Origin of the sequence: Mesorhizobium sp. M4B.F.Ca.ET.058.02.1.1 (assembly GCF_003952505.1) — a bacterium.
GTDB lineage: Bacteria > Pseudomonadota > Alphaproteobacteria > Rhizobiales > Rhizobiaceae > Mesorhizobium.
Genome location: NZ_CP034450.1, coordinates 4326837 through 4347824, shown reverse-complemented (window position 1 = coordinate 4347824; position 20988 = coordinate 4326837). Strand labels below are relative to the sequence as shown.

Annotated in this window: 23 protein-coding genes; 12 read left to right on the top strand and 11 right to left on the bottom strand. The window is 65.5% G+C overall.

The genetic code is table 11. The features are described 5' to 3' along the window. Positions 1-277: 277 nt before the first annotated feature. Positions 278-952 carry a peroxiredoxin-like family protein gene (locus EJ073_RS21350; RefSeq protein WP_126057522.1) on the top strand — a complete coding sequence of 225 codons (675 nt, stop codon included), beginning with the start codon at positions 278-280 and terminating at the stop codon, positions 950-952. Between the two features lie 32 nt (positions 953-984). On the opposite strand, the gene EJ073_RS21345 is transcribed toward EJ073_RS21350, so the two are convergent. From EJ073_RS21345 to hemC, 6 genes are all read right to left on the bottom strand, one after another. Next, positions 985-1701 (bottom strand): glutamine amidotransferase, encoded by a 717-nt coding sequence (locus tag EJ073_RS21345; protein WP_126057521.1) that lies wholly within the window; start codon positions 1699-1701, stop codon positions 985-987. 34 nt (positions 1702-1735) lie between these two features. Further along, positions 1736-2215 carry a TerB family tellurite resistance protein gene (locus EJ073_RS21340; RefSeq protein WP_126057520.1) on the bottom strand — a complete coding sequence of 160 codons (480 nt, stop codon included), beginning with the start codon at positions 2213-2215 and terminating at the stop codon, positions 1736-1738. 36 nt (positions 2216-2251) lie between these two features. Further along, positions 2252-3826 (bottom strand): heme biosynthesis protein HemY, encoded by a 1575-nt coding sequence (locus EJ073_RS21335; protein WP_126057519.1) that lies wholly within the window; start codon positions 3824-3826, stop codon positions 2252-2254. A 10-nt stretch (positions 3827-3836) separates the two neighbouring features. Continuing rightward, complete coding sequence (locus tag EJ073_RS21330; protein WP_126057518.1) at positions 3837-5288, bottom strand: COG4223 family protein; 1452 nt, start codon at positions 5286-5288, stop codon at positions 3837-3839. Positions 5289-5496: 208 nt separating this feature from the next. Beyond that, a complete protein-coding gene (locus EJ073_RS21325) occupies positions 5497-6213 on the bottom strand; it encodes a uroporphyrinogen-III synthase (RefSeq protein WP_126057517.1) in 717 nt (238 codons plus the stop codon). A gap of 1 nt (position 6214) precedes the next feature. Then, complete coding sequence (gene hemC, locus EJ073_RS21320; RefSeq protein WP_126057516.1) at positions 6215-7141, bottom strand: hydroxymethylbilane synthase; 927 nt, start codon at positions 7139-7141, stop codon at positions 6215-6217. Positions 7142-7351: 210 nt separating this feature from the next. Here hemC and tsaD point away from each other — a divergent pair, with 210 nt between their 5' ends. From tsaD to EJ073_RS21290, 6 genes are all read left to right on the top strand, one after another. Beyond that, positions 7352-8437, top strand: a complete 1086-nt coding sequence (gene tsaD / locus EJ073_RS21315) for a tRNA (adenosine(37)-N6)-threonylcarbamoyltransferase complex transferase subunit TsaD (RefSeq protein ID WP_189347337.1) — start codon at positions 7352-7354, stop codon at positions 8435-8437. Then, positions 8434-9453 (top strand): NAD(P)H-dependent glycerol-3-phosphate dehydrogenase, encoded by a 1020-nt coding sequence (locus EJ073_RS21310; RefSeq protein ID WP_126057514.1) that lies wholly within the window; start codon positions 8434-8436, stop codon positions 9451-9453. The genes tsaD and EJ073_RS21310 overlap by 4 nt, the downstream gene beginning before the upstream one ends. Positions 9454-9472: 19 nt before the next feature. Beyond that, positions 9473-9769 carry a YciI-like protein gene (locus tag EJ073_RS21305; protein WP_126057513.1) on the top strand — a complete coding sequence of 99 codons (297 nt, stop codon included), beginning with the start codon at positions 9473-9475 and terminating at the stop codon, positions 9767-9769. A gap of 109 nt (positions 9770-9878) precedes the next feature. After that, positions 9879-10304 (top strand): EVE domain-containing protein, encoded by a 426-nt coding sequence (locus tag EJ073_RS21300; protein WP_126057512.1) that lies wholly within the window; start codon positions 9879-9881, stop codon positions 10302-10304. Beyond that, positions 10259-10957 (top strand): methyltransferase, encoded by a 699-nt coding sequence (locus tag EJ073_RS21295; RefSeq protein WP_190233799.1) that lies wholly within the window; start codon positions 10259-10261, stop codon positions 10955-10957. Before EJ073_RS21300 ends, EJ073_RS21295 begins: the two co-directional genes overlap by 46 nt. Positions 10958-11038: 81 nt before the next feature. Next, positions 11039-11455 carry a DUF1761 domain-containing protein gene (locus EJ073_RS21290; RefSeq protein ID WP_126057510.1) on the top strand — a complete coding sequence of 139 codons (417 nt, stop codon included), beginning with the start codon at positions 11039-11041 and terminating at the stop codon, positions 11453-11455. A gap of 138 nt (positions 11456-11593) precedes the next feature. On the opposite strand, the gene gcvA is transcribed toward EJ073_RS21290, so the two are convergent. Next, the gene (gene gcvA / locus EJ073_RS21285) at positions 11594-12514 is read right to left on the bottom strand and encodes a transcriptional regulator GcvA (protein ID WP_126057509.1); all 921 of its coding nucleotides are present in this window, start codon (positions 12512-12514) and stop codon (positions 11594-11596) included. 130 nt (positions 12515-12644) lie between these two features. Here gcvA and EJ073_RS21280 point away from each other — a divergent pair, with 130 nt between their 5' ends. Beyond that, positions 12645-12899 carry a hypothetical protein gene (locus tag EJ073_RS21280; protein WP_126057508.1) on the top strand — a complete coding sequence of 85 codons (255 nt, stop codon included), beginning with the start codon at positions 12645-12647 and terminating at the stop codon, positions 12897-12899. 59 nt (positions 12900-12958) lie between these two features. Here EJ073_RS21280 and EJ073_RS21275 read toward each other — a convergent pair whose 3' ends face one another. Beyond that, the gene (locus EJ073_RS21275) at positions 12959-13495 is read right to left on the bottom strand and encodes a L,D-transpeptidase (protein WP_189347350.1); all 537 of its coding nucleotides are present in this window, start codon (positions 13493-13495) and stop codon (positions 12959-12961) included. Between the two features lie 144 nt (positions 13496-13639). On the opposite strand from EJ073_RS21275, the gene EJ073_RS21270 reads away from it, so the two are divergent. The 4 genes from EJ073_RS21270 (at position 13640) to EJ073_RS31665 (ending at position 16181) form a co-directional block, all read left to right on the top strand. Beyond that, positions 13640-14323, top strand: coding sequence for a response regulator transcription factor (locus EJ073_RS21270; protein ID WP_126057506.1), 684 nt, complete (start codon positions 13640-13642; stop codon positions 14321-14323). 224 nt (positions 14324-14547) lie between these two features. Beyond that, positions 14548-15003, top strand: coding sequence for a cyclic nucleotide-binding domain-containing protein (locus EJ073_RS21265; protein WP_126057505.1), 456 nt, complete (start codon positions 14548-14550; stop codon positions 15001-15003). 135 nt (positions 15004-15138) lie between these two features. Then, positions 15139-15708: a hypothetical protein gene (locus EJ073_RS31670; protein WP_190233798.1), complete on the top strand. Its 570-nt coding sequence runs from the start codon at positions 15139-15141 to the stop codon at positions 15706-15708. Beyond that, positions 15666-16181 (top strand): hypothetical protein, encoded by a 516-nt coding sequence (locus EJ073_RS31665; protein WP_190233797.1) that lies wholly within the window; start codon positions 15666-15668, stop codon positions 16179-16181. The genes EJ073_RS31670 and EJ073_RS31665 overlap by 43 nt, the downstream gene beginning before the upstream one ends. Positions 16182-16246: 65 nt before the next feature. Here EJ073_RS31665 and EJ073_RS21255 read toward each other — a convergent pair whose 3' ends face one another. The 3 genes from EJ073_RS21255 to EJ073_RS21245 form a co-directional block, all read right to left on the bottom strand. Next, positions 16247-17053 carry an exodeoxyribonuclease III gene (locus EJ073_RS21255; RefSeq protein ID WP_126057504.1) on the bottom strand — a complete coding sequence of 269 codons (807 nt, stop codon included), beginning with the start codon at positions 17051-17053 and terminating at the stop codon, positions 16247-16249. Between the two features lie 286 nt (positions 17054-17339). Continuing rightward, the gene (locus EJ073_RS21250) at positions 17340-18005 is read right to left on the bottom strand and encodes an outer membrane lipoprotein carrier protein LolA (protein ID WP_126057503.1); all 666 of its coding nucleotides are present in this window, start codon (positions 18003-18005) and stop codon (positions 17340-17342) included. 145 nt (positions 18006-18150) lie between these two features. Next, complete coding sequence (locus tag EJ073_RS21245) at positions 18151-20814, bottom strand: DNA translocase FtsK (protein ID WP_126057502.1); 2664 nt, start codon at positions 20812-20814, stop codon at positions 18151-18153. Positions 20815-20988: the final 174 nt, after the last annotated feature.

Sequence of the window (20988 nt, the reverse complement as noted above, 5' to 3'; positions counted from 1 at the left end):
ACCTGCAGCCTTCGGCTCCAGACATATATCGGACGGTCAATCTACGGGGCTTAGGCCGGCAACCGGGCTAAAGCGGACACCAGCGCCATCTGGTAAGCGCGGCCCTCCGTAAGAACGCCTTAGCGTCCGCCCACTCCGTGCTATAATTGGACTATCGACGCCGACCTAACTAAGGCCGACCGCCATTTCAGCATGCCCAAAGACGTATGTGTCGCACATGGGCTCAAGCCACTCGCCCGCACATCCGTCGTGAATCAACCCGGGAGGAGGGATCAGCATGCCAGAACGTCTGAACATAGGCCCGCTGCAACTTGGCGAAACGGCGCCCAATTTCGTGCTCGACGCGATTACCCGCGAGGGCAAGATCGCCATCGACGATTTCCGAGGCGAGAAACCAGTGCTGGTCGGACTGTATAGAGGCTTGCATTGCCCCTTTTGCAGGCGCCATATCGCCATACTTTCGCAGCTCACCCCAGCCCTCAATGCGAAGGGCATCGATAGCCTGACGGTGGTAAACACACCTGTCGAGCGGGCGCGCCTTTATCTCCGCTACCATCCGATGCTAGGCCTACTCGCGGCATCCGATCCGGAGCGGACTTCACACCGCGCCTTTGGGTTGCCGAATATGCAAATCACCGAAGACGAGAGCGCATGGCCGCAAAAGTTTTCGATGAGCGATGTGAAGTCGATACGGGTCGAATTGCCGGACGAGATGCCGGAACCGATGGACCCGTTTGCGGCGCTCGAATATCTGAACAAGAAAGACGGCTACGATATCACTGAAGCGGACCAACAGATGATGGCAACCGGCATAGGGCAGCTCGTCGGCCAGTTCCTGCTGGACCGCGATGGCGTCGTTCGCTGGGCCTCCAACGAGGTCCTCGATGGCGGCCTATTCGGCGCCCCGAACACTCGGGAGCTGATGTCGGCAGCGTCACAAATCGGAAGGTAAGGTCAAGCTCCGCTGCCCAAAGCAATTGGGTTTTATCCCACCGCCGGCTTGCCGAATATCAGCCCCAGGAATTCGCCCAGCCAGCGCTTCAGATGCATGTCCCAGATCAGCCGGCCGCCGAGATGGTCGCGGCCGGGCTGCGCGCCTGGCAGTTCGAAGCGGTGCGCGCCGCGCACCACCCAGCGCTGCATCATCGCCCGGGTCAGCTCGCCGTGGAACTGAATGCCCCAGGCATTGTCACCGTAGCGGAAGGCCTGGTTAGGATAAGTCTCGGCCGTCGCCAAGAGCGTCGCGTCCTTCGGCAGCGAAAACCCTTCGCGATGGAACTGGTAGACCATCTCCGGCCAATGCATCAGCTTCCTGCCGGCTTCCGTCGCCTTCAGCGGATACCAGCCGATCTCGACCAGCCCCTCGCCGTGACCTTCCACCTTGCCGCCGAGATGGTTGACCAGCATCTGCGCGCCCAGGCAAATGCCGAGCAATGGCCGGTTCTCCTTCAGCGGAATGTTGAGCCAGTTGGTCTCGCGGCGGACGAAATCGTCCTCGTCATTGGCACTCATCGGCCCGCCGAACACCACCGCGCCCGCATGGCCGTCCAGCGTGCCCGGCAATTCATCGCCGAGCGGCGGCCGGCGGATGTCGAGATCGAAACCTTCTTCCAGAAGCATATGGCCGACGCGGCCGGGGCTCGAACTCTCCTGATGCAGCACGATCAGGATCTTTGGTCTCGAACACGGTCTGGGAGGCATCGTGAGGCGGGACCCCGGCTATTCGTCGCCCTGACTATTCATCGCTTGAGGTTCCGCGTGCCCCCGGCGCCCGGGCCGCCGCCTTTTGGCGCGCCTCGACGCGGTCGCGCCGTTCGACGCCGATCAGCTCGGCGACGCGCCACACGGTGTTGTCCTCCAGCTCGTGCAATTCGCCGTCGGCATAGACGATCTCCCACATCAGGCCGACGAAAGCCTTGCGCGCCTCGGCGTCGAGATGGCGTTTCAACACGCTGGTGAAAGCATAGAGGTCGATCGCCTCATTGTCGGCGCGCTCGCCTGCGGCCGCCAGCGCATCGAGCTCCTCTCCGCCGATCGAATAGGTCTGCGCCAGCACCGCCTTGAACCGTTCCCACTCGACGTCCTGGCGCACGCCGTCGGCGTTCATCACGTGATAGAGCAGCGCCGACGCGGCGACGCGCGGGTCGTCCGCGTTGGCGCGCGCGCCGGCTCCGCCTGGCAGATCCCTCAAGAAGGACAAGACGCGTTCGAACATCACTTCATTCCCATAGCGCCGGGATCGCTCCCGGCCTCAAAACAAACGAAACCGGCGCGGCGCCTTTTCCGCCTCGTCCGGGTCGACGCCGGGGTCGTCGGGCAGCCTCGCCAGTTCCTCCGCCGGCTCCACCCCTTCGGCATCGTCAGGCACGGCGGCAAAGGCGGCGGCGGTGACCGGTTTGACCTGATCCGCATCGGACGCCGCCGACCCAACCGCCGAAACGGCGTCAAGCGTCTTTTCCTTCGCCGGCTCCGGCGACACGGCGATCGCCGGCACGACGGTCTCCGCAGCCTCGTCATGGCTGTCGATGAGATGGCCGAGACGCTCCATCGGCGCCCGCCATTCGAAGGCGTCGAGCTTGCCGGTGACCGGCGACACCGGCACCCAGCGTTCGGAGATGACGCCGTCGGCGACCCAGGCAGGATCGCGCGGCGCCCTGACCGCCTTGGAGAGCAGCTGCCTGACCTTGCCCTGGTCGCCGGTCTCAGCCTCCTCGATGTCGGCCAAAAGCAGATAGGCGCCTTCGCGCCGGTCCATGCGGATCGCCGCATCCGCCTCGCGCCGGGCGGTGGCGAAGTCCTGCGCGTCGAGCGCCGCGCGGGCGACGGCCATCGACGACTCCGCATGGTTCTTCTTCAGGTCCTGCAGCTTCTTCGCCCGGTTCAGCCGGTCGCCGACGGCATCGCCAGGACGGGCATGAGTATAGAGCTCGGCGATTTCCGGGTGCGGCTCGGCCCGCCACGCCGTTTCGAGGATCCTGGAGCCCTTGCGCACATCGTTCTGCCGGAACAGCAGCTTGGCGGCGGCGACCGCCGCCGGTGCGAATTCCGGCACCAGTCTGTTGGCTTCGAGCGCCGCGGTCCTCGCCGCATTGGCGTCGCTGTCGATCAGCGCCTCAGCCTTGGCGGTGAGCAGCACGGCCCGGCGCCGGTTGGCGGCATCGCGTTCGATCTGCCGTGTCGACTTCTGCGCCTCGACCAGCTTCAGCGCGCCGTCCCAGTCGCCGCGCCCGGTCAGCTCCTCCAGCGTCGATTCGGCGGCCCACGCAAGCTGCGGCGCCACGGCTGCGGCGCGGCCGGCATAGTGCCTGGCGGCATTGCGGTCGCCGAGGCGCTCGGCCTCCAGATAGAGCCCGCGCAAGCCGAGCAGCCGCATCTCGGGATCGTCGAGCATCGCCTCGAATTTTTCGCGCGCGCCTTCGTGATCGCCTTCCAGCAGCGAGGCCTGCGCCTCCAGGAGATGGATCAGCGGCTCCTGGTCGGAGCGGATCAGCTTGGCCGCTTCCTTGGTCTTCTTGCGGGCCAGCGCGCCATCGCCGGCGCCGGCGGCGATCATGCCGGTCGACAGCGCCTGGTAGCCGCGGTCGCGGCGGCGCACCCGGAAATAGCGCGAGATGGTGTAAGGGCTGTTCCATAGCGACTTCACCAGCCACCACAGGATCATCACCGCGGCGACGACCGCGACCACCGCCACCGCCGCCACCATCAGGCTGACCTGATACTGATAGCCGTTGAAGGTGATCACCATGTCGCCGGGACGATCGGCCAGCCAGGCGAAGCCGAGCCCGAGCGCAAAGACGACGGCGAGGAAGATGAGGATGCGGATCATCTGGTCTCCCTCACGCCTTCATCGCGCCGGCAATCAGCGAATCGATCAGCTTTTCGACCTCGAGCCGCGCCTTCAGCTTGCCGGCAAAATCGGCGCCGGCCGACTTCACTGCCTCCGGCAACGTGTCATATTCACTGAGCGCCTTGGCATAGTCGCCCTGGTTGACCGCCACCTCCATGCGCGCCACGGTCTCCGGCGCGCCCTTGCCTTCGACGGCGCCGATCGGCCGGACCTTGACCAGCGATTCGGCGCTCGACATCAGGTTCTGCAGGAAGCCTGCATTCTGGTCGACAGGCGTGGCGGCGGCGACCATCGCATTGGCGGCGGCATCGACCTCGGCGGCGATGTCCGTACGGGTCGAAACGCCCTTCTCGGCATAGGCGCGCAGCGTCGCGATCTCCGGCGCATCGGGCGCAATCGCCGCGAAAGTCTCGAGTTCGGCGGCGAATGGCGCCCCGCGATCGAGCGCCGACTTCAGCGCCGACGCCGCGATGGCCATCGCGATTTTGGGCTGCGAGGCCTGCGCCTCGACCTTGCCGGAGAGCTGCGACACCGACTGCTCCAGCGCCGCCAGCCGGCCGTCCTGCGCCTTCGCCGCCTCGCCGGCGGATTTCACCAATGCGTCCAGCCCGGCGAGCTTTTCATCGAGCGGCCCGAGATCGACCGGCGCCGCACTGCCGGCCTTCTGCAGGTCGGCGATCGCCGTCTCGACCTGCTTGAGCTTGTCGCCAAGTGCCGCTACCCCGGCCCCGTCACCGGCGCCGCCTTGCTCGACCGCCGATTTCAGTGCCGCGACATCGCTCGTGACCTGATCCAGCGCCGACGACAGCCCGTCGACCTTGGCGGCATCGCCATTGCCGCCCGCTTGCTTCAAGCCCGCGATCTCGCTCTTCAGCGCGGCGATCTCGCCATTGACGCCGTCGAGCGAGACGCCGCCCGACCCCGGCGCGCCGATGAGGCCGGCGAACTGCAGGCCGCCGGCTGCGGCCAGCGCGATGACGCCGCCGATCACGCCGGCGGCAATGCCATTGAGGCCGCCGCGTTTCGGCTGCGGTGCCATATAGTCCTCCCTCGCGCGGGTTGCTTTCGGCGCGTCTTCGGCGGCCGCCCTGGCCGAGGCATCCTCGAAACTGTAGTCGGAAGCGTGCGTCTGATTCGGCGGCAGGTCGGACCCAGCCGGATAGGGGCGTTCCGCCTCATCCGAGCCCTTGGCGGCGGCGTCTTCCGTTCCGGCCCGCGTTGCGGCGTCGCTGTGCTCCCAGGGCTCATGATCGACCTGGTCGGCATGCACCGGCTCCGCCGGGGCCTCGGGTTGCGAAGCGCTTGCGGCTTCCTCCGCCTCGGCCTCGACAGTCTTCGCCGCATCCTCCTCGATGATGCGCGAGACGGCGCCGGGCTCGAGTTCGATCGTCACCGGCTCGCGGCGGCTCTTCGAATGTCGCATCTTCGGCGTCTTGACCATTGCTTGGGCTCCGCAAATTGGCTTGGGATGGTTCAAAGGGTCTAGAGCTGAAGGATGCTCTAGCACATCACCAAGCGGTGAAAAGGGGCGGCGTGATGACACAGACCCTAAGCAGGCATTCCTTGGCAAGCCAACGAATGCCTGCTTAGGCATTTTGTCTTGTCGCAGATTCTTGTCGGAAAACCGTGTGACACTTTTCGGAATCTGCTTAGCGTCCGGCCAGCAATAGCCCGATCAGCGCGTCTTCCTGCGGTTCCCCGGCGACGCGAACCCGTTCGGGAGCGACGCCGTCGAGCGCTGCGGCGATACGTCCCGACAGCGCGAAAAATCTGGTCTTTTCAAAATGATCGCCGAGCGCCGGCCGCCGGATCAGGACCTGCATCGCCAGGGCGGCTTTGGCCGAATAGAGCAGGACCGCATCGACCGGCCCGCCGGACAGCCGCGCAACCACATCCGCGTCAGAATAGTTGAGCGCGATCGTGTCGTAGGTTTCGACGGCGCGGACCGGAATATCGGCCGCCGAGAGGCGCTGCTCGAAGGCAGGAAAGCGCACGCGGCCGCAGAGATAGACGATCGTCCCTGCCGGAGAGCCGCCGGCGATCGCATCGGCCAGCGCCACGGCATCGCCGGGGCCTTCGCTCACCGACACGAAGCCTGCCTTGCGCGCCGCTTCCGCAGTCCTTTCGCCAACTGCATGGCAGGGCAAGGCAGCCAGTGCGGCGATGAGCTCCCGCGACGCGTGGCGCACAGCGTTGGCGCTGGTAGCTGCGACCGCCATAGCATCCTTCCGCGCTTCGGTTGCCTTGGCCGGCAGCGCCACCGTTTCGGTCAGCGGCAGCAGGATCGGCTGAAAACCCATCTCCTCAAGCCGTTGCGCGGTACGCGAGGCGCCCGGTTCCGGCCGCGTCACCAGAACGCGGAGCATGTCAGGCCCAGCCTTCGAAGAAGGATTCGCCGGCCTTGGCCCGCACCTCCCTGGCGGCTTGCGTGCCGATCCGCGCGGCATCCCGCGCCGGCCCATCCAGCCTGACCTCATGCGACTGCGCGCCGTCGGGCGCGATGATCAATCCGGCGAAGGAGAGCTTGTCGCCCGAAATCGTCGCATGGCCGGCGATCGGCGTGCGGCAGGAACCGTCGAGCGCCGCCAGGAAAGCGCGCTCGCAGGCCAGCGCCTGGCCCGTCGGCGCGTCATGGATCGCCGCCAGCATCCTCTCGACCTCGGCATCGCCGATGCGGCTTTCTATGCAGATCGCGCCTTGCCCTGGCGCCGGCGGAAATTTTTCGAGCGACATCAGGTCGGTGACGACATGCTCCAGCCCGAGCCGTTTCAACCCGGCATAGGCGAGGATTGTGCCGTTGGCGACGCCCTCGTCCAGCTTGCGCAGCCTGGTCTGCACATTGCCGCGGAACATCACCACCTCGAGATCCGGCCGCATGCGCCGGATCAGCGCCTGGCGCCGGAGCGAGGACGACCCGACCCTGGCGCCCCGGGGCAATTCGGCGATCGTTTTCGCCGCTCTGCCGATGAAGGCGTCGCGCGCGTCCTCGCGCGGCAGGAAGGCGCAGAGTTCGAGCCCCTCCGGCAAAACCGTCGGCATGTCCTTCGAGGAATGCACGGCGATGTCGATCCTGCCCGCGAGCATCGCCTCCTCGATCTCCTTGGTGAACAGGCCCTTGCCTCCGGCTTCCGACAGCGGCCGGTCTTGGATGCGGTCGCCGCTGGTCGAGATGACGGCGATCTCGAACGCCTCTTCCGGCAGGCCGTGCGCCGCCATCAGCCGCGTCCGCGTCTCATGCGCCTGGGCAAGCGCCAGCGGGCTGCCGCGTGTTCCGATTTTCAAGGTTGTTTGCATGGCGCGCGGTCCGTGATAACCCCCGGCAAGCTGAGGTCTGCCGAGATTCAGGTCAGGCCGGGTCGAAAATGGTGGGTTCCGAGAACCGGAGCGGAGCGTACTTGAAGTACGTGAGCACCGGAAGCGCAGGAACCCGCCATTTGCAGGCCGGCATCACCTGAATATCGACAGACCTCCGGCGACACAATCTTCGAGGACAGCGACCAATTGATCCGCGTTCTGGGCATTGAGACGAGTTGCGACGAGACCGCTGCCAGCGTGGTGGCGCTGGATGGCCGCGCCGCGCCCGAAATCCTGTCCAACATCGTGCTCAGCCAGATCGAGGAGCATTCCGTGTTCGGCGGCGTCGTGCCGGAAATCGCTGCGCGCGCCCATGTCGAGGCGCTCGACGGCATCGTCGAGGCGGCCCTTGCCGATTCGGGCGTGGCGCTGGGCGAGGTCGACGCGATCGCCGCGACCGCGGGTCCCGGCCTTGTCGGCGGGCTGATCGTCGGGCTGATGACGGCGAAGGCGATTGCCGCCGCCGCCGACAAGCCGTTGCTCGCCATCAACCATCTCGAAGGCCATGCGCTGACGGCGCGGCTGACCGACGGGCTTGACTTTCCCTACCTGCTGCTCCTGGTGTCCGGCGGCCACACCCAGATCGTCGCCGTGCGCGGCGTCGGCGACTACCAGCGCTGGGCGACGACCATCGACGACGCGCTCGGCGAAGCCTTCGACAAGACGGCCAAGATGCTCGGCCTGCCCTATCCCGGCGGTCCCAACGTCGAGAAGGCGGCGGCGTCGGGCGATGCGAGCCGTTTTGCCTTTCCTCGCCCGATGAAGGGCGCGGCACAGCCTGATTTCTCCTTCTCCGGCCTGAAGACTGCCGTGCGCCAGGCCGCGACCGCCATTGCCCCCTTGAGTGACCGGGATGTCGCCGACATCTGCGCCTCGTTCCAGGCGGCGGTGGCGGATGCGCTGAGCGACCGCGTTTCGCGCGCGCTCTCCCGCTTCCGCCAGGAATTCCCTGATAAGGCGAAGCCGGCGCTGGTCGTCGCCGGCGGGGTCGCCGCCAACCGCACCATCAAGGCGACGCTGGAAACGCTCTGCGCCGAAGCCGGCTTCGACTTCATAGCGCCGCCGCAAAAACTCTGCACCGACAATGCGGCGATGATCGCCTGGGCCGGTATCGAGCGCCTGCGCGCCGGGATGGCGCTGGAGAATGCCGCCGATTTCGTGCCGCGCTCGCGCTGGCCGCTGGACAGCGTCTCCGCCCCGATGGTCGGCTCCGGCCGACGCGGAGCCAAGGCATGACCGAGGTGGTCACCAGCGGCCACGAGGCACCGAGCGGCTGGCGCGTCGCCGTGCTAGGCGGCGGTGCCTGGGGCACGGCTCTGGCGTTGGCCATGCTGCGCGCCGGTCATTTCGTCCGCCTCTATGCGCGCGACCCGGAAACCGTCGCCGCGATCGATCGCGGCGAGAACCCGCGCTATCTGCCGGGCATCGCTCTGCAGCCCGGCATCGTGGCGACAACCGATATCGAGGCTGCGCTCGACGGCGCCGACTGCGTGCTGGCGGTGGCGCCGGCGCAGGCGCTGCGCGCTATGCTGGCTGGCGCCAGGGAGCATGTGCCGTCGGGCATCCCGCTGGTTCTTTGCGCCAAGGGCATCGAGCGCGACACCGGCGCGCTGCTGTCGGCGATCGTCGAGCAGGCCTTGCCGAACAATCCGGTTGCCGCCCTGTCCGGCCCGAGCTTCGCCACCGATGTCGCCCGCGGCCTGCCGACGGCCGTGGTGGTCGCCGCCCGCGACGCCGACCTTGCCGCCGACCTTGCCGCCCGCTTCTCGGCCGAGAACCTGCGCTGCTATTCAAGTGACGACCTTGTCGGCGTCGAGATCGGCGGCGCGCTGAAGAACGTCTTCGCCATTGCCGCCGGCGCCGTCACCGGCGCGAGGCTCGGCGCCAGCGCGCAAGCCGCCATGGTGACGCGCGGCTTCGTCGAATTGCGCCGCATCGGCGCCGCCTTCGGCGCCCGGCCAGAGACGCTGATGGGGCTTTCCGGTCTCGGCGACCTCCTGCTCACCTGCTCGTCGGCGCAGTCGCGCAATTTCGCCTATGGGCTGGCGCTCGGGCAGGGCAAGCCGCTTGCCGGCCTGCCGCTCGCCGAAGGCGTGCCGACGGCGGCGATCGCCGCCCGCCTCGCCGCAGAGCGCGGCATCGACGCGCCGATCATCACCGCCGTCGCCGCGATTCTCGACGGCACCGTGACCATCGGCCAGGCCGTGACGGCGCTGATGACGCGGCCGCTCAAGACCGAAACCGACATCTGAACCATCGGAGTTTTAGACCATGCTGTTTGCGTTGATTTGCAAGGACAAGCCTGGCAGCCTGCAGTTGCGGGTCGACACGCGGCCGGCGCATGCGGCGTTCCTGGAAGGCCTGATCAGCGAAGGAAAACTTGCCTTTGCCGGGCCCTTCCTCGACGCTGACGGCAAGCCCGACGGCAGTCTGGTCATGATCGAGGCAGCGGATATGACGGCGGCGCAAGCCCTGGCGGCCAGCGATCCCTATGCCAAGGTCGGCCTGTTCGAAAGCGTCGAAATCCGCCCGTGGAACTGGGTCTTCCAGAAGCCCGCCGGTGCTTGATCGTTCGCTTGGCGCGCCCCTCTCCCCGCGAGAACGGGGAAAGGGTAAGGGTAGTGGGAGCGCGAACGCTTCATTGTAGCCAACCGACAATGGCAAGGGGACAACTGAGATGAACTACTGGCTGTTCAAATCCGAACCCTCGGTCTTCTCCTTCGAGGCGCTGAAGGCCAAGGGCAAGGCCGGCACGCAATGGGATGGCGTGCGCAACTATGCGGCGCGCAACAACATGAAGGCGATGAAGATCGGCGATCTCGGCTTCTTCTACCACTCCAATGAAGGGCTCAACATCGTCGGCATCGCCGAGGTCTGCGCGCTCGCCCATCCCGACACCACCAGCGACGACCCGCGCTGGGAATGCGTCGACATCCGCGCCTTCAAGGATGTGCCGACCCCGGTGACGCTTGAGCAGGTCAAGGCCAACCCCAAGCTCGCCGACATGGCGCTCGTGCGGCTCGGGCGGCTTTCCGTGCAGCCGGTGACGCCGGCCGAATGGAAAGAGGTCTGCCGCATGGCCGATCTCTCGCCAGCGCCGTGACCAGGCTGACGCCGAAAAGCGCGAAAAAGTTCATTCTCGACAACACGGCGCTGATGGCGCCGCCGCATGTGCCGGAGGTGTTCCTGCATCTCGCCGACGAGGCGCATGACCTTTGGCTGCGCACGGAAGAGGAACTGGCTGCGATCGGCCTGCCGCCGCCGTTCTGGGCGTTCGCCTGGGCCGGCGGCCAGGGCCTTGCCCGCTACGTGCTCGACCATCCCGAAACCGTTCGCGGCAAGCGGGTGCTCGACTTCGCCTCCGGCTCCGGCCTGGTCGCCATCGCCGCCGCGAAGGCCGGCGCCGCAGCAGTGACCGCCGCCGACATCGATCCGTTCTGCGAGACGGCGATCGCCCTCAACCTCGAGGCCAACCGGGCCGAGGCGGAATTCCTCGGCCAGGACTGCGTCGGCGCCGACATGGGCTGGGATGTCGTGCTGGCCGGCGACGTCTTCTACGACAAGGCCTTCGCCGACAGGCTGCTGCCCTGGTTCCAGGCGCTGACGGCGCGCGGCGCCGACATCCTCGTCGGCGATCCCGGCCGCGCCTACATGCCGAAGAAGGGGCTGCAATCGCTCGCCGTCTACCAGGTGCCCGTGACGCGCGTGCTGGAGGATGCCGAGGTCAAGCGCACCACCGTCTGGCGCCTTGCTTGACGGCAGCGCCGAACAGGCGTTCCATCGCCGCGATTTCAAAGAGGGTGCATGTTAGAACGACATGCATCGGGAGGGGGTCGAATGGATTTCTCTGCGGTGAACTGGCTGGCGGTGGTCGTTGCCGCCGTGGTGGCGTGGCTGTTCGGCGCCGCCTGGTACACGACGCTCAGCAAGCCGTGGCTCAAGGCGGCTAAGCTCGATCCGGCGACGATGAAACGGTCGCCGCTGTCGTTCATCATCTCCTTCGTCGCCGAGCTGGTCATGGCAATCGTGCTGAGCCTGGTCGTCGGCGCGATGACCGGCGGCGAGCCCAGCCTTGTCGCCGGGCTGATCTTCGGCTTCGTGCTCTGGCTAGGCTTCGTCGCCACCACGCTGTCCGTCAACCACCGCTATGAAGGCTTTGGCTGGGACCTGACGCTGATCGATGCCGGCCATTGGCTGGGCGTGCTGCTCCTCATCGGCGCAGTGATTGGCTGGTTCGGCGCGCCGGCCGGCTAGGGCGAGTTGAGATTCAGGTCAGGACGAGCCAAAAGTGGCGGGTTCAGAGAACCGGAGCGAATTTGAAGTACGTGAGCACCGGAAGCGCAGGAACCCGCCATTTGCAGGCCGGCATCACCTGAATATCAACTCGCTTTCTCAGGTCGGCGTCTTCGCCGCTTCCTCGATAAGCCATTCGCGAAAGGCGGCGACGCGCGCGTCGTCCTTCACGGCCTCCGGATAAACCAGGAAATAGGCGAACTCCGGCGCCACCTTGATGCCGAGCTCGAAGGGTCGCACCAGACGCCCTTGCGAAAGGTCATTGGCAACCATGGCGAAGTCGGCCAGCGCCACCGCGTTGCCGTCGAGCGCCGCCTGCGTGGCATCGGTCGAGGACCCGAATACAAGCGTGCGGCTGTCGTCGAAATCGTCGACGCCGGCCGCATGCATCCACATGCTCCAGTTCGGCCACGTCACGCCCTGGCGCGACCAGTCGATATGCGCGAGCGTGTGGCGAAAGAGGTCGCGCGGCTCGTTGAGCGGTGGGCCGGACGCCAGCAGTGCCGGGCTGCACACCGGGATGATGATGTTGTCGAACAGGCGATGCGCGGCAAGACCGGGATATTTGCCGGCGCCGAAGCGAATGCCGATATCGACATCGTCGCGCTCGAAGTCCCTGACATCATAGGTGATGTCGAAACGCAGCTCGATGCCCGGCTTCCGCTGACGGAAATCGTCCACGCGGCGCATCAGCCACTTCGTCGCGAACTGGGCGTCGAGCGTCACCTTCAGCAGCGCCGTGCCGCGCGTCATCTTGCGGGCCCGCGACACCGCCCGGTTGAGCAGGTCGAGCGCGTCGATCGACGCCTCGAATAGGACGTTTCCGGCCTCCGTCAGCCGGATGGTGCGGCTGGTGCGGATGAACAGCGCAAGGTCGAGCTGGTCCTCGATTTCCTTGATCTGGTGGCTGACCGCCGCCGGCGTCAGGCCGAGCTCGTCGGCCGCGCGGGTGAAATTGAGGTGCCTGGCCGCCGCTTCGAACGTCCTCAGGGCACGCGTTCCGGGCAGCAGGCGGGCCATTCGATCTCCAAATAAAACTTGATGATCAAGCAAGAACTACTCGTTTCCTGTTTATTTTTCAATCCGGCATGATTGCAGCATCGAAGCACTATCAAACCGGATTTGACATCCGGAGAAACCGGATAGAGCCATGACCGAGATCGTTCTGAAGTCCCACGCCGCCCTAAATTCCCGCTCCGGTATCGCAGTCTGGCTGCGCGCCACCCTCGATTGGCTGCGTCAGGCGCGTGTCGCTGCCCAGCTTCCCCTCGAATCCATCGAGGATCTCTCCGACGACCTGCTGCGTGACATCGGCGCCGAGCGCCGGGACGTCGCAAAGGCTGTGGACCGGCAGCTCCGCGAAATCGGGCTGCTCGGCACTGGCTGGCAGCAGCCGAGAAGGTAAGGCAGTAGGGATTAGGCAGTAGGGGAAAGAGGGCATAGCGCCCTACTGCCTAGTCATCCCTACCTCACCACCCTCACCACCGTCCGATCCGAAAGCAGCGGCAACAGCCGCGCCATGGTGCGCGCCGTCACCGCCACGCAGCCTTGTGTCGGTGTGAAGCCGGGCCGCGCCAGATGGAAGAAGATGGCGCTGCCGCGGCCGCGCCGCCGCGGCGCGATGTTCCAGTCGAGCACCAGGCAGGCATCATAGAGCCGGTCATCACGGCGCATCCGCTCGTGGCTGGCGCCATAGGGAATCTTCACCGGGCGATTGTAGTTGCGGTCGTCGGGCACCTCGCACCAGCCGAGATCCGGCCCGATCGGCGCCATCGCAAGCCGCGTCCTGCGGCCGCCGGAAAAATGATCGTCGCGAAAATAGCCCGACAATATGCGCATGGCGCCAAGCGGCGTCGCGCCGTCACCTTCGCGCTTGTTCGCCGAAATGCCCCCGCGTCCCAGCGCGCAGGCGAACACCAGGCTGCCCGCCTGCAGCAGCCCCTGGCTGGGATGGCCGGGCCTGGCGCGCACGCTGAGCACGGCGAGGCCTTTTGGCAAAATTGCGCCGGCTGCATTGCATGGACGTTTTTTCTTGTATGATCGTGTCACGGAACAAATCACTGTGATCGGCTGTTGTGCCGGTCAGCTTCCGCATAAATGGGGGACGGTCAACTGAATATACTTTTTAAAACAACGGATTGATCCATGACCTCACGCACCATACTGATCGTTGACGACGATGACGACCTGCGCGGCACGCTCGTCGAGCAACTGGCCCTCTACGAAGAGTTCGACGTCCAGCAGGAAGCGACGGCCGCGAAAGGCGTCGCCGCGGCGCGCGGCGGCCTTGTCGACCTCCTGATCATGGATGTTGGCCTGCCCGACATGGACGGCCGCGAGGCGGTGAAGATCCTGCGCAAGGGCGGCTACAAGGCGCCGATCATCATGCTGACCGGCCACGACACCGATTCCGACACGATCCTCGGCCTCGAGGCCGGCGCCAACGACTATGTGACCAAGCCGTTCCGCTTCGCCGTGCTGCTTGCCCGCATCCGCGCGCAATTGCGCCAGCACGAACAGAGCGAGGACGCCACCTTCTCGGTTGGCCCCTACACCTTCAAGCCCAGCCAGAAGCTCTTGATCGACCAGCGCGGCGCCAAGGTGCGACTGACCGAGAAAGAGGCGTCGATCATCAAATACCTCTATCGCGCCGAACAGAAGGTGGTGACGCGCGACGTGCTTCTGGAAGAAGTCTGGGGCTACAATTCAGGAGTCACCACGCACACGCTGGAAACCCACGTCTACCGGCTGCGCCAGAAGATCGAGCGCGATCCTTCCAATGCCGAAATTCTTGTGACAGAAAGCGGCGGCTACAAGCTGGTTCCTTAAACTTTTCATGATCCAATGAGCGGTCAGGGCGGGGCCGCTTCGGAAGCGATCCTGGTGCTGGAGGGTGGTTGGATCGGCTCCGATGCGCATCGGCCAAAAATCGGAATCGATTTTTGGCGGGCACGATGCGTAGACTCAAAGGATGTTGGAGCGTCCTTTGCGCGTCCAGGAGGACGCCGCGCTCCAAGGGAGGGACTGGACTGACCGCTCGGGGACATAGCTAGATGGCGCTGGATGACGACATCCGCATCCTGTCCGCCGTGAAGCTCTTCGAGGGCTTCACGCAGGAGCAGTTGCGCCTGCTCGCCTTCGGCGCCGAAACCACGCTGTTGCAGGCGGACCACAAGCTCTACCGCGAGGATGACGCGGCTGACTCGGCCTATATCGTGGTCAGCGGCCGCATCGCGCTCTATCGCGAGCAGAATGGCGAGCGCGTCCCGATCGGCACCGCCGGACCCGGCACCATGCTGAGCGAACTGGCGCTGATTGCCGACACCAACCGGCTGACCAGCGCATCGGCCGCGGTCGACTCTGAAGTGATCCGGCTCAGCCGCAAGATGTTCCGCCGCATCCTGGAGGAATATCCGGAGATTGCGGTGCTGTTGCACGAGCGCATCCTGGAGGAATTCCAGCAGATGATCAGGCGCATCGAAAAACTGGGGCCGCGTTTCACGGGGTAGACGAATCGCACCTGGCGTTGATCATCCGGCCCCGAGGGCGAGGTTCCGTTGACAGGCAAAAGGTGAGATCCTACAGGACTCGAGGATGGGCCGCGTAGCAGGAACCGACACCACCGAGCTCCTGGGGGAGCGGGAATGCCGCCAGCGCGTTACGAGACGATTATCTTGTATTCACGCAAGGACGCGTTCGGCGACGGCTTGCTGCGGATTCCGGCCTTGCGAGCGGCGAGAACGGCATTTCCCGACAGTTTGATCGTGTACGGAACCACCCAGACATGCACGCTCGAAACCGCCGTCAATGACCATGTCCGCCACCTGGTCGATACGATAAGGGCGCAGACGCCCTTGGCGCATCTGGTCGCCAGTCATCGCAAGGGCAAAGGGCAGCTGGCCATTGTCGATTTCCGCATTGTCGCGCCCTGGCTGGTTCAAACCTGGGTATCGCTGCTCGGCCGCGGCATCGTCTACGAAGCAAATTTTCCGGCGTTCGCTCTTTCCTGGCCCCCGGCCATGGACCCGAAACACGACCAGAGCACAATGCATGGCGCTACCACCGCCTTGTCGAACGCCTGGCGGGAAAGCGGTTGCCTTTTGACCATCGGCTGGAGCCGACTGCGGCCGCGCGTGCGGCGGCCAGGCGCCTGGCCGGCAAGCATGCTCCATTGGTCGTCATCGCGGCCCATGGCGATGGCAACAAACGGATGACAGCGGATCAGGTTGTCGCGATATCCGACAGTATGATCGGCGATGGCGCCAACCTCATCTATGTGAAAACACCGGGCGTCGGCCCAGACATGGCCGAGTTGGCGCAACGCGTGCCGAAATTGCGGCTCGTCGATTCTGGCGCGGCGCAAGATATTCCTGTCAGCGACATCCTGCTGGCGCTCGGGGAACTCGCCGATCTTTACATTGGCGCCGAAGGCGGCACGGCGCATCTCATGGCCACGGTGATGACGCCGATGGTCATCGTCAATAGCGGTGCCAACATGGCTCGCTGGCGACCGCTTTCGAACAGCGTGGACGCGGTAGAAGCGCGCCATGAAAGCCCGACCGGCCTGGTCGCCGATGTCCCGGCGCCGAAAATCATAGAAGCCGCCCGGCGGATGCTGGCGACGCGCCGCCGGGATCACCCCTGTCTGATGGGGCATGCGGACGAACAGGAGGCTCTGCCCGCGTAGGTTCCGGAACGGCGCGCCCAAGAACGTCAGGCCCCGTGTTTGAATCCGTCCGGCTGCGGCGGACTTCAATCCAGATCGAACCGCGCAATCACCGGCACGTGGTCCGACGGCCGCTCCCAGCCGCGCGCCGGGCGCAGGATCTCGTAGCCGGTGAAGCGCTCCACCAGGTTCGGCGAAGACCAGACATGGTCAAGCCGCCGGCCGCGGTCCGACGCTTGCCAGTCCTGCGCGCGGTAGCTCCACCAGGTGTAGAGTTTTTGCTCGGCAGGCACGTTGAGCCGCATCAGGTCGACCCAGTCGCCGGCGCGCCGCATCGCCTCGAAGCTTTCGGTCTCCACCGGCGTGTGGCTGACGACGTTGAGCAGCTGCTTGTGCGACCAGACGTCATGCTCCAGCGGCGCGATGTTGAGGTCGCCGACCAGGATCGAGCCGGACCCGGCGTCGTGCTCGGCCCGTACACCATTCATCTCGGCGACGAAATCCAGCTTGTGCCTGAACTTGCGGTTGATCTCCGGGTCGGGCTCGTCGCCGCCCGCCGGCACATAGAAATTATGCAGCAGGATCGACTTGCCGCTGGCGCTTACCCTGACCGAGAGGTGTCGGCTGTCGTCGATCTCGCAGAAGCGGCGCTTTTCAACCAGCTCGATCGGCCGCCGCGCCACCGTGGCGACGCCGTGATAGCCTTTCTGGCCGTGGAAGGCGATGTGCTCGTAGCCGAGCTTGCGGAAGGCCTTTTCGGGAAAAAGCTCGTCCGGAACCTTCGTCTCCTGCAGACAGAGCACATCGGGCGCGTATTCCAGAAGCAGGCGCTCGACGATCGGCATGCGCAGCCGCACCGAGTTGATGTTCCAGGTGGCGATGGAAAAGGGCATGCGGCGGGGTCCGGCAAGAGGTCGCCGAACTACTGCCAGCCGCCAGCCATAAAAACAAGCCGGCGACAATCGCCGAGGCGCTCGCCGCCCTCATTGCCCGGCCGGGCATTTCTGCCCGTAAACGGGGAGAAAGAAGCCGGCCGCAGCCTTGGCACTCATTCTGCAACGCTGGAGATTGGCGAAACCGTCGATGACGGCGTCCCTTCTCCCCGTTTACGGGGAGAAGATGGCGGCAGCCGGATGAGGGGCGGCGCCGACGCTCGCAAGAGCACTAAGACGAAGGAAGTTATCTTGTCTTCGTATTCACCTCACGGTTCGCCGTGTAATCTATGGCGAAGGTGTCGGGAGCGAAGCTGACGCCTTCCTTGACGTTGAAGATCATCACCGTCGTGTCCTTGCCCTGGGCGTCGGTGATGGTCCATTGCCGCAGTTCATAGGACTTCGGATCGAACATCATGGTGATCCTGGCATTGCCGAACACCGATTTGTCGGAGAGCTGGATGGTGGTGAGATCGTCCTCTTCCTTGACGCTCTTTACTCGTCCGCCGGAGAGATCGATGCGATTGTCGAGCAAAAGCTTCAGCGGCGTCTTCGACAGCGGATAGAGATCGGAGGTGTTGAGCTTCTTGTTGAGGATGACCACCGACTTGCCGTCGGAGATCACCCGGAAATTCGACGATCCATCATAGTTGAAGCGGATCTTGCCCGGCCGTTCCAGGAAGAACTTGCCGCCGGTCTGCTCGCCCTTCGGTCCGAACTGAACGAACTCGCCGCTCATCGATTTGACCGAGGAGAAGTGGTCGGCGATCTTCTGCGCCGCCGGCGGAATCGCCGCCTGCGCCGACGCCAGGAGCTGGAATCCGGGGACGACATTGACGCTTGCCGCGCCGGCAAGCACGAGGCCGAGGCCAAGCGCCTGGCGGCGGTTCGGGGCGAAAGGTTCGTTTTTCATGCCGGTCACTTTCTGATTCGAATGGTGTCGCAGTCTCTGGACCCCCAGTTGGGCTTAAGTTTGGCGGCTCCAGCGACGCTCCGTCGCCTCAACGCGCCGAAAGGTTCAAGGTTGCCAGCCGGCATCACCTGGATATCGATAGACCCTAGAACTTGTCCTCCTCCGTCGGCACCAGGATCTCGCGTTTTCCGGCATGGTTGGCCGGACCGACAATGCCTTCCTTCTCCATCTTCTCGATGATCGAGGCGGCGCGGTTGTAGCCGATGCCGAGTCGGCGCTGGATGTAGCTGGTCGAGGCCTTGCCGTCGCGCAGCACCACCGCCACCGCCTGGTCGTAGGGGTCGTCGGAATCCTCGAAATTGCCGCCGCCACCGCCGCCGGAACCGCCCTTGCCGGAACCTTCGTCCTCGTCGTCCTCGTCATCATCCTCGGTGATGGCGTCGAGATATTCGGGAACGCCCTGCAGCTTCAGGTGCGCGACGATCCTCTCGACCTCGTCGTCGGACACGAACGGGCCGTGCACGCGCTGGATGCGGCCGCCGCCGGCCATGTAGAGCATGTCGCCCATGCCGAGCAATTGCTCCGCGCCCTGCTCGCCAAGGATGGTGCGGCTGTCGATCTTCGACGTCACCTGGAAGGAGATGCGGGTCGGGAAGTTGGCCTTGATCGTGCCGGTGATGACGTCGACCGAAGGGCGCTGGGTCGCCATGATGACATGGATGCCGGCGGCGCGCGCCATCTGCGCCAGGCGCTGAACCGCACCCTCAATGTCCTTGCCGGCGACCATCATCAGGTCGGCCATTTCGTCGATGATGACGACGATATAGGGCATCGGCTCGAGGTCGAGATCCTCCGTCTCGTAGATCGCCTCGCCGGTCTGGCGATCGAAGCCGGTCTGCACGGTGCGCGAGATCTTCTCGCCCTTCTTCTCCGCCAGCTGGACGCGCGCGTTGAACCCGTCGATGTTGCGCACACCGACCTTGGACATCTTGCGGTAGCGGTCCTCCATCTCGCGCACGGTCCACTTCAGCGCCACCACCGCCTTCTTCGGATCGGTGACGACCGGCGTCAAAAGATGCGGAATGCCGTCATAGACGGAGAGTTCGAGCATCTTCGGATCGATCATGATCAGCCGGCATTCCTGCGGCGTCAGCCGGTAGAGCAGCGACAGGATCATGGTGTTGATGGCGACCGACTTGCCCGAGCCGGTGGTGCCGGCGACCAGAACGTGCGGCATCTTGGCGATGTCGACGATGACGGCCTCGCCATTGATGGTCTTGCCGAGCGCCAGCGCCAGCTTCGCCTTGGTGGTCTCGAAGTCGCGGCTGGCCATGATTTCCCGCAGATACACCGTCTCGCGCTTGGCGTTGGGCAGCTCAATGCCGATGGCGTTGCGGCCGGGCACGACGGCGACGCGGCAGGCGATCGCGCTCATCGAGCGGGCGATGTCGTCGGACAGGCCGATGACGCGAGACGACTTGATGCCGGGCGCCGGCTCGAGCTCGTAGAGTGTGACGACCGGGCCGGGCCGTACATGGATGATCTCGCCCTTGACGCCGAAATCCTCGAGCACGCCTTCCAGGAGCCGCGCATTCTGCTCCAGCGCGTCCTTGGACAGGCTGGCGTCGCGCACCACATTCTTCGGCTCCGACAGGAAATGCAGCGACGGCATCTCGAATTTGTCCGAGCCGATCAGCGAGGTCTGCGCCTCGCGCTGGACGCGCGCGCCCGGCGCCGGACGCGGCGCCGGCGCCTCGACGCGGGTTGCGGCATCGGAACGGAAATTCTGCACCTTCGCCGTCGGCGTGGCGCGGCGCTGGACAGGAGGCTCGTCGGCGAAATCCAAGTCGTCGTCCTCGTCACTGTCGAAGATGTCGTCGTCAGGATCGACCGAGATACTGCGGTCGTTGACCATGGCGGCGAAGAATTCAGGCTCGACGCGGGCGCGGCCGCCCGGGCTCATCCGCGATTCGGCGAACTCGGCTGATTCGACGCGCTCGGCTGCGCGCCGCCAGGCGCTGGCGCGCGGCTCCATCTCCGGCTCGTACTCGCGCTCGTGCTGGCGGCGCGCGGCGCGGCGGTGCATCCAGGCCCTGAACGACAGCCACCAGTGGGTGATGGCGCCGAGTGCCAGGATGCCTTCATCGCCCTCGTCCTCATCCTCGTCGAAGAGCAGGTCGTCCTGCTCGCGCGGCTCGGGCTCGGCGGCGCGCTCCATGACGGCAAAGCCGTTCTTGCGGGAAATCAGCGCCGAGCCGTAGGCAAACAGCCACAATGCCGGCGCGGCAAGGACCACGGCGACGATGCTGGCGAAAAGGCCCTTGGGATAGCCGCCAACGGCGATGCCGGGGATCTTCAGCACCATGTCGCCGAAAACACCGCCAAGGCCCGTCGGCAACGGCCAGGTTTTGGGTGGCGTGACACAGCCGGCGATCGCCGCCGCAAGTAGCGCGAAGCCGAACCAGGCGAGGCCGCGCTTGGGCAGCCGGTCGACGCCGCGCGCGGAAAAGAGCAGGAAGCCCCAAATCACCGCCGGCACCAGGGCCGCGACCGCGGCAAGGCCGAAGAACTGCATGGCAAGATCGGCGAACACCGCCCCCGCATAACCCATCGCGTTGGTGACGATGTTGTCGGTGGCGTGCGAGAAGCTCGGATCGGCGACGTTCCAGGTGGCAAGGCCGGCGACGCCGAAGGCGACGAGCGTGAACAGACCGGCGCCGACCAGCCGCCCAAGCTGACGCCGCGCGAATGCCTGGATGCCGTGCCCCGTATCAGTTAGCGCGAGCGGTGCTGAAGCGCCTGAACGCATGCCTCTTCCCCGTCTGTGAGTGCCTCGCCGGACGCATGACGCACGCCGGCAGATTCGGATGACAGACTATCGGCGGGAAGGTTAAGGGCGCATTAACTATAAGAGGTTGAAGCGGCCTGGGCGCGCATCACCGGCGGTTGAATTGTTGTTGCCGGACACGCGGCTTTCCGCAGC

What these genes read in the sequence shown, in the direction of transcription:
- EJ073_RS21255 (WP_126057504.1), bottom strand. Translation starts at nt 17,053, where the DNA reads ATGCCCTTTTCCATCGCCACCTGGAACATCAACTCGGTGCGGCTGCGC.
- EJ073_RS21265 (WP_126057505.1), top strand. Translation starts at nt 14,548, where the DNA reads ATGGCGCTGGATGACGACATCCGCATCCTGTCCGCCGTGAAGCTCTTC.
- EJ073_RS21270 (WP_126057506.1), top strand. Translation starts at nt 13,640, where the DNA reads ATGACCTCACGCACCATACTGATCGTTGACGACGATGACGACCTGCGC.
- EJ073_RS21305 (WP_126057513.1), top strand. Translation starts at nt 9,473, where the DNA reads ATGCTGTTTGCGTTGATTTGCAAGGACAAGCCTGGCAGCCTGCAGTTG.
- gcvA (WP_126057509.1), bottom strand. Translation starts at nt 12,514, where the DNA reads ATGGCCCGCCTGCTGCCCGGAACGCGTGCCCTGAGGACGTTCGAAGCG.
- EJ073_RS21330 (WP_126057518.1), bottom strand. Translation starts at nt 5,288, where the DNA reads ATGGTCAAGACGCCGAAGATGCGACATTCGAAGAGCCGCCGCGAGCCG.
- EJ073_RS31670 (WP_190233798.1), top strand. Translation starts at nt 15,139, where the DNA reads ATGCCGCCAGCGCGTTACGAGACGATTATCTTGTATTCACGCAAGGAC.
- EJ073_RS21325 (WP_126057517.1), bottom strand. Translation starts at nt 6,213, where the DNA reads ATGCTCCGCGTTCTGGTGACGCGGCCGGAACCGGGCGCCTCGCGTACC.
- EJ073_RS21300 (WP_126057512.1), top strand. Translation starts at nt 9,879, where the DNA reads ATGAACTACTGGCTGTTCAAATCCGAACCCTCGGTCTTCTCCTTCGAG.
- EJ073_RS21280 (WP_126057508.1), top strand. Translation starts at nt 12,645, where the DNA reads ATGACCGAGATCGTTCTGAAGTCCCACGCCGCCCTAAATTCCCGCTCC.
- EJ073_RS21345 (WP_126057521.1), bottom strand. Translation starts at nt 1,701, where the DNA reads ATGCCTCCCAGACCGTGTTCGAGACCAAAGATCCTGATCGTGCTGCAT.
- EJ073_RS21250 (WP_126057503.1), bottom strand. Translation starts at nt 18,005, where the DNA reads ATGAAAAACGAACCTTTCGCCCCGAACCGCCGCCAGGCGCTTGGCCTC.
- EJ073_RS21350 (WP_126057522.1), top strand. Translation starts at nt 278, where the DNA reads ATGCCAGAACGTCTGAACATAGGCCCGCTGCAACTTGGCGAAACGGCG.
- EJ073_RS21295 (WP_190233799.1), top strand. Translation starts at nt 10,259, where the DNA reads ATGGAAAGAGGTCTGCCGCATGGCCGATCTCTCGCCAGCGCCGTGACC.
- EJ073_RS21245 (WP_126057502.1), bottom strand. Translation starts at nt 20,814, where the DNA reads ATGCGTTCAGGCGCTTCAGCACCGCTCGCGCTAACTGATACGGGGCAC.
- EJ073_RS21310 (WP_126057514.1), top strand. Translation starts at nt 8,434, where the DNA reads ATGACCGAGGTGGTCACCAGCGGCCACGAGGCACCGAGCGGCTGGCGC.
- EJ073_RS21290 (WP_126057510.1), top strand. Translation starts at nt 11,039, where the DNA reads ATGGATTTCTCTGCGGTGAACTGGCTGGCGGTGGTCGTTGCCGCCGTG.
- EJ073_RS21335 (WP_126057519.1), bottom strand. Translation starts at nt 3,826, where the DNA reads ATGATCCGCATCCTCATCTTCCTCGCCGTCGTCTTTGCGCTCGGGCTC.
- hemC (WP_126057516.1), bottom strand. Translation starts at nt 7,141, where the DNA reads ATGCAAACAACCTTGAAAATCGGAACACGCGGCAGCCCGCTGGCGCTT.
- EJ073_RS21340 (WP_126057520.1), bottom strand. Translation starts at nt 2,215, where the DNA reads ATGTTCGAACGCGTCTTGTCCTTCTTGAGGGATCTGCCAGGCGGAGCC.